The 17631-nt window shown below is 41.4% G+C and carries 16 protein-coding genes and 3 pseudogenes; 13 read left to right on the top strand and 6 right to left on the bottom strand.

What is annotated here, in order from left to right; genetic code table 11:
* Positions 1-18: 18 nt before the first annotated feature.
* Positions 19-2331 carry a methyl-accepting chemotaxis protein gene (locus tag CLHUN_RS06500; RefSeq protein ID WP_080063774.1) on the top strand — a complete coding sequence of 771 codons (2313 nt, stop codon included), beginning with the start codon at positions 19-21 and terminating at the stop codon, positions 2329-2331.
* A 313-nt stretch (positions 2332-2644) separates the two neighbouring features.
* On the opposite strand, the gene CLHUN_RS06490 is transcribed toward CLHUN_RS06500, so the two are convergent.
* The 3 genes from CLHUN_RS06490 to CLHUN_RS06480 all read right to left on the bottom strand — a co-directional run bounded on the left by CLHUN_RS06490 (position 2645) and on the right by CLHUN_RS06480 (position 4112).
* Positions 2645-3004 (bottom strand): phage holin family protein, encoded by a 360-nt coding sequence (locus tag CLHUN_RS06490; protein ID WP_080063772.1) that lies wholly within the window; start codon positions 3002-3004, stop codon positions 2645-2647.
* 119 nt (positions 3005-3123) lie between these two features.
* On the bottom strand, positions 3124-3594 hold the full coding sequence (locus tag CLHUN_RS06485; RefSeq protein WP_080063771.1) for a GerW family sporulation protein: 471 nt from the start codon (positions 3592-3594) through the stop codon (positions 3124-3126).
* Entirely contained in the window at positions 3573-4112 is a 540-nt protein-coding gene (locus tag CLHUN_RS06480) for a hypothetical protein (RefSeq protein ID WP_080063770.1), read from the bottom strand. The genes CLHUN_RS06485 and CLHUN_RS06480 overlap by 22 nt, the downstream gene beginning before the upstream one ends.
* A gap of 235 nt (positions 4113-4347) precedes the next feature.
* On the opposite strand from CLHUN_RS06480, the gene CLHUN_RS06475 reads away from it, so the two are divergent.
* Together CLHUN_RS06475 and rlmD are read left to right on the top strand one after the other, a co-directional pair.
* Positions 4348-4563: a ferritin family protein gene (locus tag CLHUN_RS06475; RefSeq protein WP_080063769.1), complete on the top strand. Its 216-nt coding sequence runs from the start codon at positions 4348-4350 to the stop codon at positions 4561-4563.
* A gap of 341 nt (positions 4564-4904) precedes the next feature.
* Entirely contained in the window at positions 4905-6296 is a 1392-nt protein-coding gene (rlmD, locus tag CLHUN_RS06470) for a 23S rRNA (uracil(1939)-C(5))-methyltransferase RlmD (RefSeq protein ID WP_080063898.1), read from the top strand.
* 379 nt (positions 6297-6675) lie between these two features.
* Here rlmD and CLHUN_RS06465 read toward each other — a convergent pair whose 3' ends face one another.
* Positions 6676-7608 carry a ketopantoate reductase family protein gene (locus CLHUN_RS06465; RefSeq protein ID WP_080063768.1) on the bottom strand — a complete coding sequence of 311 codons (933 nt, stop codon included), beginning with the start codon at positions 7606-7608 and terminating at the stop codon, positions 6676-6678.
* Between the two features lie 158 nt (positions 7609-7766).
* Between CLHUN_RS06465 and CLHUN_RS06460 the strand changes: the two genes are divergently transcribed.
* The 4 genes from CLHUN_RS06460 to CLHUN_RS06445 all read left to right on the top strand — a co-directional run bounded on the left by CLHUN_RS06460 (position 7767) and on the right by CLHUN_RS06445 (position 10347).
* On the top strand, positions 7767-8318 hold the full coding sequence (locus CLHUN_RS06460) for a TetR/AcrR family transcriptional regulator (protein WP_242656456.1): 552 nt from the start codon (positions 7767-7769) through the stop codon (positions 8316-8318).
* Positions 8319-8528: 210 nt separating this feature from the next.
* Entirely contained in the window at positions 8529-9593 is a 1065-nt protein-coding gene (locus CLHUN_RS06455) for a Fic family protein (RefSeq protein WP_080063767.1), read from the top strand.
* A gap of 42 nt (positions 9594-9635) precedes the next feature.
* Positions 9636-9971: a hypothetical protein gene (locus CLHUN_RS06450; RefSeq protein WP_080063766.1), complete on the top strand. Its 336-nt coding sequence runs from the start codon at positions 9636-9638 to the stop codon at positions 9969-9971.
* A 112-nt stretch (positions 9972-10083) separates the two neighbouring features.
* The gene (locus CLHUN_RS06445; RefSeq protein ID WP_479692024.1) at positions 10084-10347 is read left to right on the top strand and encodes a hypothetical protein; all 264 of its coding nucleotides are present in this window, start codon (positions 10084-10086) and stop codon (positions 10345-10347) included.
* Positions 10348-10695: 348 nt separating this feature from the next.
* On the opposite strand, the pseudogene CLHUN_RS22855 reads toward CLHUN_RS06445, so the two are convergent.
* Positions 10696-10740 (bottom strand): annotated as a pseudogene (locus CLHUN_RS22855) (hypothetical protein); the annotation flags it as partial.
* 197 nt (positions 10741-10937) lie between these two features.
* On the opposite strand from CLHUN_RS22855, the gene CLHUN_RS06435 reads away from it, so the two are divergent.
* Positions 10938-11321 carry a hypothetical protein gene (locus CLHUN_RS06435; RefSeq protein WP_133051095.1) on the top strand — a complete coding sequence of 128 codons (384 nt, stop codon included), beginning with the start codon at positions 10938-10940 and terminating at the stop codon, positions 11319-11321.
* Between the two features lie 274 nt (positions 11322-11595).
* Here the strand turns inward: CLHUN_RS06435 and CLHUN_RS06430 are convergent.
* Positions 11596-11846: pseudogene (locus CLHUN_RS06430) on the bottom strand (transposase); the annotation flags it as partial.
* 368 nt (positions 11847-12214) lie between these two features.
* Here CLHUN_RS06430 and CLHUN_RS06425 point away from each other — a divergent pair.
* The 5 genes and pseudogenes from CLHUN_RS06425 to CLHUN_RS06405 form a co-directional block, all read left to right on the top strand.
* Positions 12215-13465: an MFS transporter gene (locus tag CLHUN_RS06425; RefSeq protein ID WP_080063763.1), complete on the top strand. Its 1251-nt coding sequence runs from the start codon at positions 12215-12217 to the stop codon at positions 13463-13465.
* Positions 13466-13471: 6 nt separating this feature from the next.
* On the top strand, positions 13472-14782 hold the full coding sequence (locus CLHUN_RS06420; protein ID WP_080063762.1) for an alkaline phosphatase family protein: 1311 nt from the start codon (positions 13472-13474) through the stop codon (positions 14780-14782).
* Between the two features lie 242 nt (positions 14783-15024).
* Positions 15025-15126, top strand: a pseudogene (locus tag CLHUN_RS21765) (DUF2200 family protein); the annotation flags it as partial.
* A gap of 14 nt (positions 15127-15140) precedes the next feature.
* A complete protein-coding gene (locus tag CLHUN_RS06410; RefSeq protein ID WP_165755685.1) occupies positions 15141-16109 on the top strand; it encodes an alpha/beta fold hydrolase in 969 nt (322 codons plus the stop codon).
* 580 nt (positions 16110-16689) lie between these two features.
* A partial coding sequence (locus tag CLHUN_RS06405) for an eCIS core domain-containing protein (RefSeq protein WP_117387026.1) occupies positions 16690-17631 on the top strand: 942 nt, incomplete at its 3' end.

Raw genomic sequence — 17631 nt, 5'->3', positions numbered from 1 at the left:
TTTAATTTGGAGGTTACCATGAAAAACGTCAAGAGCACTGTGATAGGAGCTTTTAGCATAGTAATTCTAGTATCGCTGCTGTCAACAGCTATTTCATTTTTTGGTTATAATAAGGTGATAGATTCAGTTAAGGACATACAGGTAAATAAAACTAAACAGGATATGCTTCAGGAACTTCTGGAACTTTCGGCCAAACGCCAGCAGCTTGCCTCCGACAGTGTAACGTCGGTTCAGGCTGCGGATAATAAGGAATTTGAAGCATATACAAAGAACATTGAGGATATTGCAGACAAGCTGATGAATTCAGGGATAAGCCAGAAGGATAAGGAAGCGGCGCAGCAGCTTGTCTCTATTAATAAAAAATATTCGGATTTGTACCAAAATACAATGTCTGATGCTCTTAAGGCCTTTGATAATAAAAGTATTGCTGAGCTTTCCAAAGGCGTTCAGAAAAGCTATGACAGCATTCAAAAAGACCAGTCGGAACAAAAGGCGGCAGTGGCGGAAGCACTTGAGAAAAGCCTGGCAAACGCGTTATATGATACTACCGAAATAAACAGAAAGCTGAAGCTTATAAACTCCGACGCAAAAGAAATAGACAGCAGCTTTGTGGAGATAAAGAATCTTCTGGCGGATGTTTTAAGCCTCATGAGATCGTCAGGTGCGGAGGAAGAAGCTCCGGCTGAAGAAATGAACGGAAAGATTGAAGCCCTGAAGCAGGGTATTACAAATGCAGCTTCGGACAGCAGGCTGGTGCTTGACAACTCGGAAGTATTCGGCTTTGACAGGGTTTTGAATATGAAACAGTTGAAAACGCAGCTTGAGCAGTATCAGAAGCTTGCAGAAATCATAAATCTTACGGCCCAGAGCAATTCTGAGCTGATGTATTCCGCGGCAGCCTTTGAGGATGTGTCTGCCGTTCTCGTCAAAAACAGGGCTGCAATAGAAAAACTGCTGGAAGAGCTGGCAGGTTCCGGCTTGGACAAGGAAGTACTGGCTTCACTAAAAGTCAGGCATTCAGAATATAATACTGCCTCGGCTGAAATAACCAAAAGAAGTGCCATAATCCGGAAGGGGGCCATAGCAAACGGTTATAAAAGCCTGACGGGTATGAATAAGGAATTTAACGACAACATCAATAAGCTCAGGATTTCATTTAACAGCTATCTTGCAGAGGACATCAAAACCTCGGAGCATATTAAGAGTGTTATAATATGGATTTTTACCGGCATAAGCATTTTATCCATATTTACCGGCATGCTTATAGCGTTTGTGCTGTCCAGGAAAATTGCCAATCCCATTAATTCTCTTGCTGCAATTCTGTCCCGGGTGGAAAAGGGGGATCTGACCGTAAGAGCGGATATCGGGTCTGAAGGTGAAATCGGCGGCTTGAGCAGAAAAGTCAACAGCGTGCTTGACGGTCAGCAAAAGATGGTGGAACAGTTTAAAAATACCACATCTGAAATAAGTAATCTCAAGCAGCGGCTGACTTCTCTGGTTAATCAGAACCGTGAGACCGTAAGCAGGATGAACACAGGCAGAAAAGTGACCCCGGCGGGGAGCACCGCTTTTGATACAGAGAGTATCATGACTGACGTAAGAACTGTTTCCCAGCAGACCCAGAAGGCTGTGGACGACAGCAAAAAGGTGGTGGAGCTTGCCCGGTCCAGGGAAAAAACCGTGGAAGAGGCTGAGATGGTTATAAATACTGTCAATGAAACCGTAAAATCCATTGCCCAATCCATATCAAAGCTGGAGGCTTCCTCCGGAAAAATAGGTGAAATCACAAATACTATTACCCAGATAGCTTCACAGACCAACCTTCTGGCTTTGAATGCGGCTATTGAAGCCAACAGGGCGGGACAGCAGGGCAAGGGCTTTGCCATAGTTGCAGATGAAATAAGAAAGCTTTCCAATGCAAGCAATCAATCTGCCGTTGAAATAAAGAACCAGATAAAGGAGATACAGTCCTGTATCGGTACTGCAGTGGAGAAGATGAATGCAGGTGTTGTGGGTGTTGAAGACGGTGCCTCCAGGATTTATGAAGTTAAAGCGGGAATCTCGGAAATTATTCAATCGGTAAATCTGGTGGCCCAGGCCATAAAGGAATCCGCTGACAAGGCCTATGACCATTACGAATCAACGGTGCAATTCATCGAGGCTGTGGACAACATGTCCAAAGCTGCTGCGGAGAACTCCACCAACGGCGACAGCATCAACAGTATAATAGATATTCAAAACAACACGCTTAAGGACCTGGACCAGATATCAATGCTGCTGCATGAGACATCGGACGATTTAAAAAATATATGGGACAATGTTAAAATATAAAAGCAGGGCATACAGAGGATAAGGAAAATAATTGGAAATTAAAGGTATAAACCCTGTGTTATGTGGAATAATAAAAATAACGGCATACTGATTCAAATAATAACTTACTCGTCCCTTTATAAGGGACAATTTTTTTTTATGCGGGAGGAGGCCTACCGAGGGCTTCCTCCCGCAAATCCTACAAATCCAGCAGCACAGCTTACCAAAGTCAATTACGGTTCAAAGCCTTCGCCTTCCAAAAGTCAATAAGTTGGCTCTGAATTATGCTTTCAAGCTGGCTTTCAGCCGATAGCAATTGGGTTGCTGTAAATTGCTACATTGCCCTGCCCGGTATAATTGCATCGACCACACCATATATGACGGCGGCGATTAGTGCTCCGAAAAGGGTTATATTGTAACCGGGTACGATGAACTTAATTGCATATATTATTACTGCAGCCAGTATGAAGCCGGAAATGCCCCTTCCGAAGGGAGCTGCATTTATACCGGTTATTTTATTGACCAGCCAGTCCAGAACAGCTAAAGCAACGGCAGCCAGCAACAGTGAAAACCAGGACGAAATTGCAAAGCCCGGAGTCAGAAAAGCTGTTATGGCCAATATGACCGCGCCTACCACCAGACGCAATAAAAACGAGCCGAAGCCCGAACTCTCTCTTCTTTCAACTTTTTCCATAATAATTATCCTTTCATAAAGAATATTAAACGGTCAAGGTGCAATAACTGCCCATGAAGGTTATACTGTATTCTATTTTCTGCAATTATTTATAAGCTATTCAGTAAAATTGTGGAGAATCATTTACTTTGCTGGGCCTGGGGCTGGTTCTGCTGGCTCTGTTGACTCTGCTGGCTTTGTCCCTGGGCCTGGCCGCCTTGCTTGCCGGTCATGCCGGATATTATCTGAGGGATTTTGTCCATGAGCTGGCCCGCAGCAGTACCGTTAAGCTGCAGCAGGGATACATTGTCCTTGTCCACAACTATAACCGCATCTGTAGATAGTTTAGCTCCCAGGCCCAGAGCTCCTCCTGCCATATTTCCCGCACCGCTCATAGAATTCATGCCGGGAGACATGGTGGTGGAAGTCCCCTGCTGGGCTTTAGAGGCTGAGTTGCCGCTGCCATATCCCAAGGTCAGGGAGACAACGGGTAAAAAAGTCTTTTCTCCGTGAGTTACCGGTTTTCCTATAAGTCCTTCATTCTGAGTAAAACCTTCCAGGTTTGAAAAAAGTGAATCAACATTCTGTGTCAGGTTTGTGTTCTGATCCATTGAAAGTTCCTCCTGTGTTTGTAGTATTTTAGCAGGTTGGTAAGTGAGGCACCCAAATTTACACTTGCTTTTGCATCAAAATAGATATAGTCCCTGGCGGACATAAAGTCCGGCAGATTATTGAAAAAATCTATATTTATAAACTGCGAGGCTGCATTTAAAGCTCCGCAGGTGATGCCTGTAGCCGACGGATTTGAAAAGCCGTACCTTGTGTCAATTCTCAAATCCTTCGGCCTGATTATGCCTGTGAGGTCTGACAGCTTGATACCTGTCTTGCCGCTGTTTTTGCCCGGTTTAATGCTTTTCTTTAACAAATGGAGCCTGAAAAAGTACAGATTAAATACAGGGCTTGCAGCCTCCAGCGTTCCGGTGGCCTTGAACATAGGATACAGCCAGCATATTGAAAGCTGCATATGGTTGTGGTCGGTATCAAATTCCAGTCTCACTTTTGCATCAACTGCAAATAATAGAGAGGCAAACAAAGCTGCCAATATTAAAAGTATATAAATTATGCCCATGGATTGCCCTCCGTTTTTTTATTAATTGGTTACTTTTGGTTACTTTTTTCTTAATCTCGTTTTCAATATTAGATTATCCAGTGAACCTGCTTTTATGTTCTCAATTTTTACAAGGGCTGGAAGGATTGCTTTTTGCGTGGCTTAGAATAATTTTATTTTGATGGATGAGTTGGATTTTGCTGGGTGAATCAGATTTCTGAAAATGAGAATAATATTTTTATGGAGGTGGAGCCAAATGTCAACACTAGATAATGAAGTTAAAATAACAACATATGACAGACTGCTGAGAGCATGGGAAAACTCCATGGAGCTGGTCAGGGATTATGAGATGTACTCAAAGAGAATAGAGGATGACCAGGTAAAGCAGGTTTTCAGGAAATTTGCGGAGGATGAGGGAATGCATGCAACAAAGCTTCGTGAGATGCTGTTGGATTACAGAAGGGAACAGTGAGGATTAATTAAAGCTTTTTGAGGACATTACAGGCATCAGGGCATACGGGAGTTTGCCGCAGGGTTTTTGAAGCTCAGACGGCAGTTCCCCTATGCCTTTATTTTGATTGCGGCAGGCATTCAGGTTGTGTTATCATGTGTTATTATAAGGAAGCAGTGCGGAAGGTATCGGGATGTTTAAGATACGTGGAGGATTCTTGAAATATTCTTAAAATATTCTTAAAATACTATGGAAGATACTTGGAAGATATCTAAGAGATATTTATATGAAACCATATAAGGCAGATAAATTTTATAAAAATATAAGGTGGATGGATGCGGAAAGGCAGTGGTATTACAGGTATGAAGCGGGATACTCAAAAGGCTTTTTTAAAGGATAAAACGTACAGGCTCGAGATTACAGGACTTACCCAGGAGGGTCAGGGCGTAGGAAAAATAGACGGTTTTGTGGTATTTGTAGACACAGTCCTCCCAGGTGAAACAGTGACGGTAAAAATAGTCAGGCAGACCAAAAGCTATGCAGTGGGAAGGCTTATTAAGGTGGAGAAGCCTTCTCCCCACAGGGTTGAGCCTTTTTGTCCGGTTTTTGAACAATGCGGCGGGTGCGCGGTACAGCATATGACATATCCGGCGCAGCTTGAATTCAAGAAGGATATTGTCGTACAGAGCCTCAGAAGGATTGGAGGCCTGGAAAATGTAAAGGTTCTTGATACTATAGGCATGTCCAGCCCCTACAAATACAGGAATAAGGTCCAATATCCCGTGGGCAGGCAGGACAAGGAGATTAAAATAGGTTTTTATGAAAGCAGGTCCCACAACATTATAGACAGTGCCCAATGTGATATCCAGCCTTCGGAGAGCAATGAAATAAGAGGACTGGTGAGGGATTTCTGCAATAGCAACGGAATCTCCATCTATGACGAAACAACCGGCAAGGGACTTCTGAGGCATGTCATGGTCAGGAAGGGCTTCAAGACCAATGAGTTGATGGTGGTTCTTGTAATCAACGGGAGTAAGCTGCCCGGGGACGGTGCACTGGTGGAAATGCTCACAGGAAAATACCCGGATATCAAGAGCATTATGCTTAACCTTAACACTAAAAATACGAATATAATCCTGGGGGATAGGAATATATGCCTGTTCGGGCAAGCTTTTATCTCTGATTACATAGGCAAATACAGATTTGACATCTCACCTCTGTCCTTTTTTCAGGTAAATCCCGTTCAGACTGAAGTTTTGTACGGCAAGGCCCTTGAGTATGCGCAGTTGTCGGGAAGTGAAACGGTTTTTGACCTCTACTGCGGCATAGGAACAATCTCTCTCTTTCTTTCTGAAAAAGCCAAGAGGGTTATTGGGGTGGAGGTTGTGCCGGACGCCATAAGGGATGCTCAGAAAAATGCCGGGCTGAATAATGTTACTAACACGCAGTTCATGGTGGGAGAGGCGGAGAAGGTTATTCCCCAACTGTACGCCCAGGGCATAAGGGCGGATGTGGTGGTGGTGGACCCGCCGCGGAAGGGCTGCGATGAGGTGCTGCTCAACACGCTGGTTGAAATGCAGCCAAGCCGTATAGTGTACGTAAGCTGCAACCCGTCCACGCTGGCTCGGGATTTGAAGTATCTGAGCGAGAAGGGGTTTGAGGTGAAGGAAGTCCAGCCGGTGGATATGTTTCCGTGGACGGGGCACGTTGAGTGCGTGATAATGATGACGTATTGTGGTTCTGAGGATAAATGAGGCATGCCAACCGCTATATGTAGTGGTTTTGGGGCGAAAATTGAACAAAAACCGGGCCGAAAAAGTGCATTTTTTGACCCGGTTTTTTAGGGCATTTCATAGATGACATTTGAGATTTTTTAGATTACGCCCCAGAAACATAAATTTCATGGAGGAAAATCCAAAGGCATCGGGACAGCAAATCCTAATGCCTTTGTTTTTATATACAACCTAAACTAGAAAGTGTCCTTCTCTTACTGTTAGCTCAGCGAGTTCAATCTAGATTATCTCTGAGATAAAAATGGAGTTGCAAATTATTACAACAAAATAAGAAACCACATGCCATAGTTACTATTCTTCCAGGAGGTATTTTCGTCATTGCTTTTTTTCTTGGATATGTTCACTGTTCCGTAATTAAGCTTTCTACATCGTAAAGCCGTGGTGCCTTTATTCCATACTTTCTGGCATCTGTAATAACTTCCTGCACAGCATAGCCAACTTTAAAGTGGTTATGCGCCACAAGCGCATAGGACATGCTTTTCGGAGAAAAAACAACGTGACTCATAAGAAATCCAACAGCTCTCGGTGGCAGGCCGCTCAACACTTTTGTCAAAAAATCAAGTTTTGAGCCCTTTGCTTTCAAAACAGGGATCATTTCTTTCAAGTTCCGGCCTAATCCATCGAGCGCTTCGCGTGAAGAAATTACTTTTTCAAAACTGCCGCTTTTTAATACTTCAACTTCCATTGCAGCGTTAAACGCGAAGTGATTCCAGAGCCAACTTTTAACATCCTTTTGAACCATTATCTTAAAGCCTGCCTGAGCAAAAAGCTTACGAACCGCTAAATCCCTTTTGGTAGGCTCGGATTCAAATGTTCCAAACTGAACCGTCTTGTAAAGCCCGCCGTAAAGAGTGTTTCCTTCAAATCCGCCGCCGGCACCGGGGAAGCCATAAACAATTTGACTGTGCGGAATCGGCTGAACAGCTGATTGAGGGTTCTGCCAGAAGTTACAGAAAAAAAGAACCGTCGCATTTCCAACTCGCAGAGCAAGGTATTTTACCGCACTTGATACCTGCTCGGGGTTGACACTCATAAAAATGAGGTCATAGTCGTGATTTTCCTTTATCTCTTCCTGCATAACAATAGGCCATTTTTCTTTGACTATCCGGTCTTTTTTGCTTTGCCTTGCATCCCATAGTTCCAAGTTTACATAGGAGCCGTATTGTGCCTTCCTGCCTTCACGAACATAGAACTCAACGGTGTGGCCCGCGTTTTCGAAAGCCCAGGCGTACTGTGTTCCTATTACACCGCGACCAAAAAATAATATTTTCATACCGTATCCTCCTGAATAATCACGTGTTGATTTTTCAACAAGTGTTTGATATTCTTAGCATACTGATATGTGGAGAGAATTTCAATAGTTACAGTTGTTCCAACTGTTGAGAACTCAACACATTGTGCTAATCTGTTGAATATCTGGAGGGAAACTTTGTGGATAGAAGAATACAAAAAACAAGGCAGCTGATTATGAATACCTTCATCAACCTTTTGGCTGAAAAAGGATTTGAAAAAGTAACCATCAATGACATTGCCGAACGCGCGAACATAAACCGAGGGACTGTTTATCTGCATTACGTGGATAAATTCGACTTGCTTGACAAGTGCATTGAAACATATGTTGAGCTGCTGTTAAATCACTGTGCCAATAGTGCTGATACCATTCTAAACGCAAGCGCATTTCAAAGCGTATTTGAATATTTGGAGAAAAATTTTACAATATACAAGCTGCTTCTTAGCAATGAGGGCTTTGGATTTTTCCGCAGCCGATTGTACACCATAATTGCGCAAACAGTAACTGAGGTTGTCGGTATAAAGTCAGAAAATAGTGCATTTTCAAATGATGTAACCACTCATTTCTTGACTTCCGGGTTTCTTGGCGTATTGGAATGGTGGATCAATAATTCTATGCCATGCAATATTCAGGAAATTACTGAGCAACTTATGTTTTTGCTAGAACCATACACCAAGCACGTGAGAGTATAGCGGTTCAATTATGCCTGTATGTACTAAAGCTATGAAATTAAGATGAATAAATCCGTATGTTCTGCACATAGTTAGTAATAAATAGTGCAGAATCATTGAGCTTTGTGCAGAATACAGCTTTCAATTCTGCCTAATCTACTTGACTTCTGCATAAAATATATATAGAATTATGCATAAATGTGATCTGATGTGCAGAAAGAGAGTGAACATATGCGAGAATTCAACTACAATGTGATTCCAAACGAATTGTTCTGCAGTGATATCATGAATCTGGTATCAGCAATACATGAGTACAAAGGAAAACAGGAATTGTTTATAGAAGCGAAGCCGGATATTTTGAATGCGATGCTTGAGATTGCCAAAATCCAAAGCATTGGCGCATCCAACAGAATTGAAGGCATATGTGCTTCCGATGAACGCCTTGATGCCATTGTCAAGGAAAAAGCCGAACCGCGAAACCGTTCTGAATCTGAAATTGCCGGTTACCGGGAAGTTCTCCAGCTGATTCATGAAAACTATGATTATATGGCTCCCAGAGTAAATGTAATACTGCAGCTTCACAGGGATCTTTATCAATTCAGCCCGTCATTATCAGGCGGTAATTTTAAAAAATCAGATAATATCATTGCAGAAACCGACCCTGAAGGAAATAACAGAATCCGTTTTCAGCCCTTGTCTGCTTTTGAAACACCGGATGCGATGGAAAGACTGACAAATACATTTGTTGAGGCTATCAATGCGGAAAAGCATGATCCTCTGCTTTTGATTCCCATGTTTGTTCTGGATTTTCTTTGTATACATCCCTTTAATGACGGAAACGGAAGGATGAGCAGGCTGCTGACTCTTTTGCTGCTTTATCGCTCAGGATATATTGTTGGAAAATATATAAGCATGGAAATGATTATCGAGAAGACAAAGGAAACCTACTATGAGACGTTGCAGAACAGCTCGCAGCTGTGGCATGAGAATAAAAATGACAATCTGCCTTTTGTGAAGTACTGCTTAGGAATTATCCTCAATGCCTGTAAAGAATTTTCATCAAGGGTAGAGCATTTACAAAACAGGAGCTTGTCAAAACCTGAAAGAATAAGGCTGTTGTTTGATAACACGCTAAAGAGGCTGTCTAAAAGAGACATCCTTGAAAAATGCCCCGATATAAGTACTTCGACCATTGAGGTTGCACTGGCCGGATTACTGAAAGAGGGGTATATCATCAAAACTGGTGCAGGCAAGAAAACGGCATATATACGAAATACGGAACAGGCACAATCATAACGCAGAGAACCTCGCCGACAGGCGAGGTATATAGGTAATCGAATGGCAAAGCATGAGTTTGGAATCTTTGAAACGGAGCCGGAGCAAGATAAAAGGTATGATGAATATTGTCCCGAAAAATATGGCTGCATCGCAATACATGACGATTACATTGAACCCCTGCTTAGGGAATTAAGCGTACTGGAAACCTATATTCACACCCTTTCCCGTCCGGGCAGCGGGCTCGTATATTACGGCATAACATTAATACCGCCGTCATCCCTGCCCGAATTTAAGAAAATAATTGACTTAACCGGCAGGACAGGGCTGCAGTCCCTTTCTAAAAAAATAGAGGAAGCGATGCAGCGGCATAAGTTTATGATCCATTACAGAATATAAGTAACCTCTGAAATTCAGCGGGGAGTATTTTCTGACGAAGATACCCCGCTTTTTTTGTGCCCTTTTTTAGGGAGCTGAATGTACAATATCAAAACGAATGGAGGGAAGCACAATGGCAAGTGAAACAATGCGTATCTTTTTCCCTCTGAAGATTGTCACCTATCCGAAAGGTGAGTCTGGAATGGGGGATAACTCTGTTCAAATGACCTCCTCAGAGGCTGCGGCATATGAGGAGGCTATCCTGGCTGCCATCGCAAAAGAGAACCGCCAGTTTGAAAATGACAGAGGGCTTGCTGAGTACATCCATGATGAAGCCCTCAGCCAAAAGGTGCACAGCCTGTACCCGTCGGTTGAAATTGTCGGCGGCGAGCTGTGAGGAGTGATGACCGCGGGGCTGAAGGAATCATTATCAGGAGAAGAAACAGCAGGGCTATTGGATTTTATTTGCGGGCAAAACGCTGATGGTTATGTACCGAAAAATAATATGCGACGAAGCAGACCAAAAAGCTGGTTAATACCTGCACTTATGGCACTTTTATCGTCGCATATCATTTTGCTTTTACACCAGTCTTGAGAGCTTTTGAATCAAATCCTCATCGTCATTCCAATCGGCGAGTGTGGAACCAGTGATTTCAGGGTATGCGTTTTCCAAAGCGTCACGTTTACGCTCCGTGTCAACACGCGCATACACTTCCGTAGTTGCAATATCAACATGCCCAAGGATATCTCGAATATATATAAGATCAATTCCGGCTTGGTAAAGATGCATCGCTTTTGAATGACGGAAGAGCTTGCTGAAAAGTATCAGATTGCATCGGCAACACTCTGCAACTGGCACTACAGTTGAAAACTATGCTCAAGATTCTTTCGAAATCTGAATGAAAAATTTTACAAAAATCACTGAAAGAAATTGAACAAGTTTCATCTTGCTTTACTATTAAGTGATTTGTCGATAAATTATGTAAAGTGGAGCTTGATGAGTTAAGTAAAAAAGGAAAAATGAGATATACATTTACAACATACTATTCATCACCGGCCAAGAGTATTACAGACTTTAAGCCACAGAAAGTAAAGCTATCTGCGAAAAGTAGTAATAATATGGTAACAATTATGTTGGATAAAAGTGAGGGAGCAGTTGGATATTGTATCTATATGTCAAATAGCAAGGATGGTGACTATAAACTTATACAGACAATTAAGGCTGAAGATGCGTTGAAATATACAGCAAATAAGCTATCCGCTGGTGACTATTACTATAAAGCACGCGCATATAGAATTATTAATAATAATAAGGTATGGGGTGAATACAGCAGTATTGTTAAGTGTAAAATTAGCAATGAAGCTAATTAATGAATAAAGTAAAAAAGCGACAATATTAATTATGGTTTACGTTGGACGCTCTATTGCACACATGCTCACTGAAAAATGTGAGCATGTGAAGAAAGGTCTGTAAATTAAGCTTTCTATGATAAAATAAAAAATCATAGGAGGCTTTTTTAATGGCAAAAAGACGTGAACCAATGAGTGAGGGCAAAAAGAACATTATCGCAAGTCTAGGTACTGTCAAGCATGATACTGTCAAGTACTTTGCGCAAATTTAATTTTGCCGCATGGTTTCTGGCAGTTACCCTGCCAGATTTTCAGATTCTGTTTCCTCTGTACTATAGTTTTCAAGATGTTTCATATTCATATACCGCTTTACGCCCCATTGGGTTCCCGTAACATGGCGTAAGCGGCGCAGACGAGCATTAGGGCAGAATTGCCGTCAGGAAAGGTTCCGACCACTCTGGCACTACGCTTAATTTCCCGATTGATCCTCTCAACCAGATTTGTGGTGCGGATCTTTAACCAGTGTTCGTAAGGAAAAGCGTTGTATAATCTTTTCAGACATGTTCCTAAGCCTCCTTTGGTAATTGGTTTGTGGTGAATTAATTTTACCAAACGGCTTTGGACATGTCTATTTTTACCCTTTATTCAATTTGCGCAATTTATTGTACCTTATTTATGAAGTAAATGAATGGGAGAAAAAATTTAGAAAATCAAAATATCGCGATGGAACATATGGTTTAGATACCCCCATTGAATTTATTGATAGGAGTAGGAATATGAAAGAAAATTTGAAAATGGCGGGTAATGAGAAGATTTTTCTGTGGGAGAGGATCGTATTATTCTTTACATGGTTTTAACTTGCCATTTTTAGTAATATGATATAATTCAATAATAAACCATAGGAGGATTCATTCATGAAGTTAAGTAGAGAAGAAAGATCATGGATATTAGTTGATTGTGGCAACTCGGCCTATTCTATGGCTGTTACGACTGCATTACTGCCAATTATATATGGTATGTTTGAAAATGTAAAAAGTAGCATGGATCTTGGGTATTTTAATTCAATTGCTAGTATCTTGGTAGCAATTTTAAGTCCTGTTTTAGGTGCAATTGCAGATTATAAGGATAGAAAGAAACGCTTTTTCGTGTTCTTTACGTTCCTGGGTGTATTTGCTACGGCGGCTCTTGCATTTGTGTCTCCTTCCAGCGGACAATGGCAGCTATTGATTCTTTTCTTTATTTTGTCGGTCATAGGCTTTGCCGGTTCTAACATTTTCTATGATGCATTTTTAGTGGATGTTTCCAGTGAAGAGAGGATGGATAAGGTTTCTTCCAGTGGCTTTGCTTTCGGATATATATCCAGTGTCATTCCTTTTGGTATCAGTCTGGCGTTGATATTCCTTATGGGAATGGACAAAGCAATTGGATATCAGATTGGGTTTATCATTACTGCCCTTTGGTGGGGGCTTCTTACATTACCTATGATAAAGGATGTGAAACAGAGGTACTATATTGAACCGGAACCCCGCCCGGTGATTAACAGCTTTAAACGGTTGGCTGTTACTTTCAAGAATATCAGACAGCACAAAATTGTATTTATCTTCCTGGCAGCTTACTTTTTCTATATCGATGGTGTGGATACGATTATTAAAATGGTGGTGCCCTATGCTACTTCCATTTTAGGTGATGATGCCCTCAATACTTTCACCTTGCTCGGAATCTTACTTATTATACAGATTATTGCATTTCCCTGTGCGATTCTCTATGGTAATCTGGCAAAAAGGTTCACAGCCAGAACTATGATCAGTGTCGGTATTCTTACTTATATCATTTCCTGTATAGCGGCATATTTTATATCTTCCGTATGGCATATTTTTATTTTGGGTGCGATGATTGGCTCTGCCCAGGGAGGAATTCAGGCATTGAGCAGATCCTACTATGCAAAGATAGTTCCCAAGGAAAAATCAAATGAGTTTTTTGGCTTTTACAATATATTTGGCAAATTTTCAGCTATTGTCGGCCCGGCGATAATGGCCTTGACAGCAACAATTACCGGTAAAACCAGATGGAGTATATTGGGGATCATTCCTCTGTTTATTATTGGATTTATTATTTTCATAACTCTGCCTAAGGAGCAGAAGAGAAGTTCTGAAAGCGTGGGGTGAGTAAAAATGAGAGCAGGAAAATCAAAACATTTGGTAGTTATATCATATGATGCATTTTCAGAAGACAACTGGGAAAAGGCAAGTAAACTTCCGAATCTTTCCGAATTAATAAAAAATGGAGCTTATAGCACGAAATTGAAGAGCGTCTATCCAACTCTTACATATGTAGCACACACCACCATGGTAACAGGCGTTTATCCGGATAAGCATGGGATTTACCATAACAATCCCTTCCAGCCATTTATCAGTGAAAAAGAGCAGAGCTGGTTTTGGTTTAAAAAGGATATCAAAGTACCTGCTGTTTATGATGCTTTAAAAAAGCATCGGATGAAATCAGCCGGAATTCTATGGCCTGTGACGGGAAGAGCTTCCATTCGTTATAACATCCCGGAGATAAGAGCAATTAAAAAGGAAAATCAGGCTTTGAAAATTATAAAGAATGGTAGTCCCTTTTTCAGCATGGGGATGGAGAAAAAATTCGGGCACTTCAGAAGAGGAATCGAACAGCCTTATCTGGATGACTTTACGACCAGGTGTGCTGTGGATACCATTAAAAGAAAAAGACCTAATTTGCTTCTGATGCATCTGATTGACCTGGATGATGCCAAACATGAACATGGTATAGACAGCCCGGATATTGATAAAGTACTTGTCCGTATGGATAAAAGGCTGGGTGACATCATGGAGGCAGTTCGTGAAGCGGGTATTGAGGAAGATACGGTTTTTTTGGTAATAGGTGATCATGGACAGATTAATGTCAGGTACAAGGTAAGACTGAATCAATTATTGAAAGAAGCAGGCCTTATTTATGAAGAAAAAGGTGAAATGAAATGGAGAGCTTATATACAAAATGCTGGTGGAGCGGCTTATCTGCATCTAAAAGAAAACGATAGCGAAGCGGAGCAACGGGCACTCGATATTCTTAAAAAGGCTATGACAGAGGAATGCTATGGCATAGAAAGGATATATGGCAGAAAGGAACTCCATAACTATCATGTGGCTTACTCTGTCAGGTATATGTTGGAAGCTAAGACAGGCTATTGCTTTGAGGACAGTTTGGAGGACCCGGTTGTCACTGATTTGGAAGAACTAGGCATAAAGTACGCAACTCATGGCTTTTCACCGGATAAATCTGAATATAAATGCATATTGGTTATATCAGGAGATTGTATAAAAAATGAGTATCAATTAGGAGAAATTCAGATGGTAGATATAGCTCCTACCATAGCAAATATCCTGGGAATCGACTTTTATAACTGTGACGGCAGAGCCTTGAATGAGATTTTCCGCCAGGGTCAGATTGTAAAGCAAAAGTAAGTCCCTGATTAACGCAAATTATGGCGATGAGGAGAACTGATTCTTTAAAAGGCAGACAGTCCGTACCTTAATTATCTTTTCAGAAATATATCCCTTCTCAAAGGGAGTACCAGGTTCAACGGGCATCATTTTCGTCTTTTCAGGAACAGGCAACAGCGTATGGGCCGCAACGAAAATCTCAGAAGAAACTGGAAAACTGCGAAATTGTATTCAGGAGCTCCCATAAGGAATATACCCTAACAGTATCCGACGCGCTTATGCAGAAAATTCGCTGGCTTGACAAACTGGTTGACCAATTGGCAAAAGGCAAGCCAATGGAGAAGGTTTTGAAGAGCCGGGGATGAGGGAGGAGATTTATATGGCAAAAAAAGAGTCTTACAAGGAATTAAAGAAGATTGATATTAATGGAACGGAGCAATGGATATCTATAAGGGGGAAAAGTTTAGATAATCCACTCCTGTTATTTCTTCACGGTGGTCCTGGCGGTTCTGAAATGGCCACAGCTTATACCCATTATGGGAAAAGCGAACTTGAGAAGAACTTCATTGTTGTTAACTGGGATCAAAGGGGAAGTGGAAAATCATACGATAAAAATATTGATCCAAATACAATGACAATTGAGCAGTTGGTAAATGACGGGCTGGAAGTCACAAAGATACTTTTAAGAGAGTTTGGTAAAAGTAAAATATACTTAGTAGGGCATTCTTGGGGCAGTATACTGGGGATGAAAATGATTGCGAGAGATTCGGGACTGTTTTATTCATACATAGGAATATCACAACTTGTGAATATGAGCCTTAGTGAACAAAGGAGCCTGGATATTTCCATTGACTTAGCGCATAAACTAAAAAATAAAAAGGCGATACAAGAATTACAAGCTCTAAAAGATTTTGATTCTGATAAGGAAAACTTTTTGAGATACATGGATGTGCACAGGTCCTGGTTAGCAAAACTTGGCGGACTGTATTATTCCGGGAAAAGAATACATCCAAACATGTTGTTTATAGGCGCACTGTTTTCTCCAGAATATAAAATTTCCGATGTAGTAAAGCTTAAAAATGGGTTGGTATTCTCTGTGAAAAACATGTGGGCAGAAATCATGAATATAGATTTACTGAACGAAAATTGGGAATTTGACATACCCATCTATTTTATTTGTGGAAAGGCCGACAATATATCACACCCCCAATTAATTGAAGAATATTACAACAAGATAAAGTCGCCAGGGAAGGAATTGGTTGAATTTGAGTATTCCGGACATTCGCCGCACTTTGACGAATGGGAGAAATATGAAAAAACTGTAATAAGACTGCTTTTGAAAGGTTAATGCTATGAACTTTTAATTTCACGAATCCGTGGGGATTGATCCACCGCCAAGGGGGTACCAGCGAGGTACGACATCTTTTTTGCCCACTCAAGGCATGTGGAGAGTGTAGCTCTGATGGCGGATTGTGGTTTGAAGGGTAAATAAGACGGCTTGACCACCATATATAGTGGTTGTAGGCAAAAAATGAGTGAAAATCGGGGCAAAAAAGTGCATTTTTGACCATGCTTTTTGGGGCATTTCATAGGTGTCATTTGAGATTTCTTAGATGACACCCCAGAACCCATAAATTTCATAGAGGAAAATCCAAAGGCATCGGAATACAAAATCCCGGTGTCTTGTTTTTTATAAAAGCAAAAGACAACCGGAGCATTTCGGTGACAGACAAAACTTATGGGGTTATGCTTTTCAGTTAACGAAAAGAATGGTCTTTTTTGGCACAGGTGCATAGGCAGTACGAGATAAAGCAGAAATTATCAATTATTTATGAAGCGAAGTTTTCTAAGGATTTGGCTGTTAAACCACTCCTGAAATTTACTTAATATAACAGAGGCTAGATGGATATTTTAGGAGTGAGTCAAACATGATGACAAAGATGCTGGTAAAAAAGCCAGAGCCGGCTTTAGGCAGGACAAACAAGCCTGTTCAAAATAAGCCTGCCGTAAAGAAGAAAAATGTAAGAATAACGGATCACAGGATATTGATGACGATACTGCTCAATGATCCTGATGCTATAACAACCGAAGAGTTTCTGTTTTTGCAATCTGTTGTAGGATTCAGGCAGGCATCACTAACAAGAGAAGAAGGAAGGAAACGCAAACAGCAGAGAAAGCTTCAAGGCATGAACCCTACTTTGGCAGAAAAACCAAAGCTTGAAAGTAAGTATGATGGAAATACAGAGGATATGAGCTTACAGGATAGCAATACCAAGAATCCGATACAGATGGTAAAGCAGGATGCAAGCAGTGCTGCTCCAGGCTCGGGCTTGCCGGATAAACTGCAAATAGGGCTGGAAAACCTATCTAGGGTCAGTCTTTCTGACGTACAGGTGCATTATAATTCTGATAAGCCCCAGCAGGAGGGAGCACTGGCGTATACTCAGGGAAGCGAAATTTATATTGGGCCGGGCCAGGAAAAGTATCTCCCTCATGAGGGCTGGCATGCGGTACAACAGAAGCAGGGAAGAGTAAGTGCAGCATTTCAGCTTAAATCGGGCCTTGATGTGAACGCTGACGAACATTTGGAAAAAGAAGCCGACATAATGGGTAAAAAAGCGGAGAGTGACGCTGAGGACAGTATATTAGAGATTAAACAAACAAACGGAGTAAAAGCTCCAGGTACAAAAAGAACTGTTATCCAGAGAGTTACAACACAGGAAGAAGGAAGGGCACTTAATAACACTAAAAAACAGGAGACAGCAGAAAAAGCTGAGATAATACCGGCAGCATATGGCGAAACCAGCGAAAATGTAAAGAAAATACAGCAGGTTTTAATGAGTATGAATTACTGGACAGGAAGAAGCGGT

It is taken from the genome of Ruminiclostridium hungatei (assembly GCF_002051585.1).
GTDB lineage: Bacteria > Bacillota > Clostridia > Acetivibrionales > DSM-1351 > Ruminiclostridium > Ruminiclostridium hungatei.
Note: the sequence above shows the minus strand (reverse complement) of the source record. Positions and strands in the feature narration are given on the sequence as shown.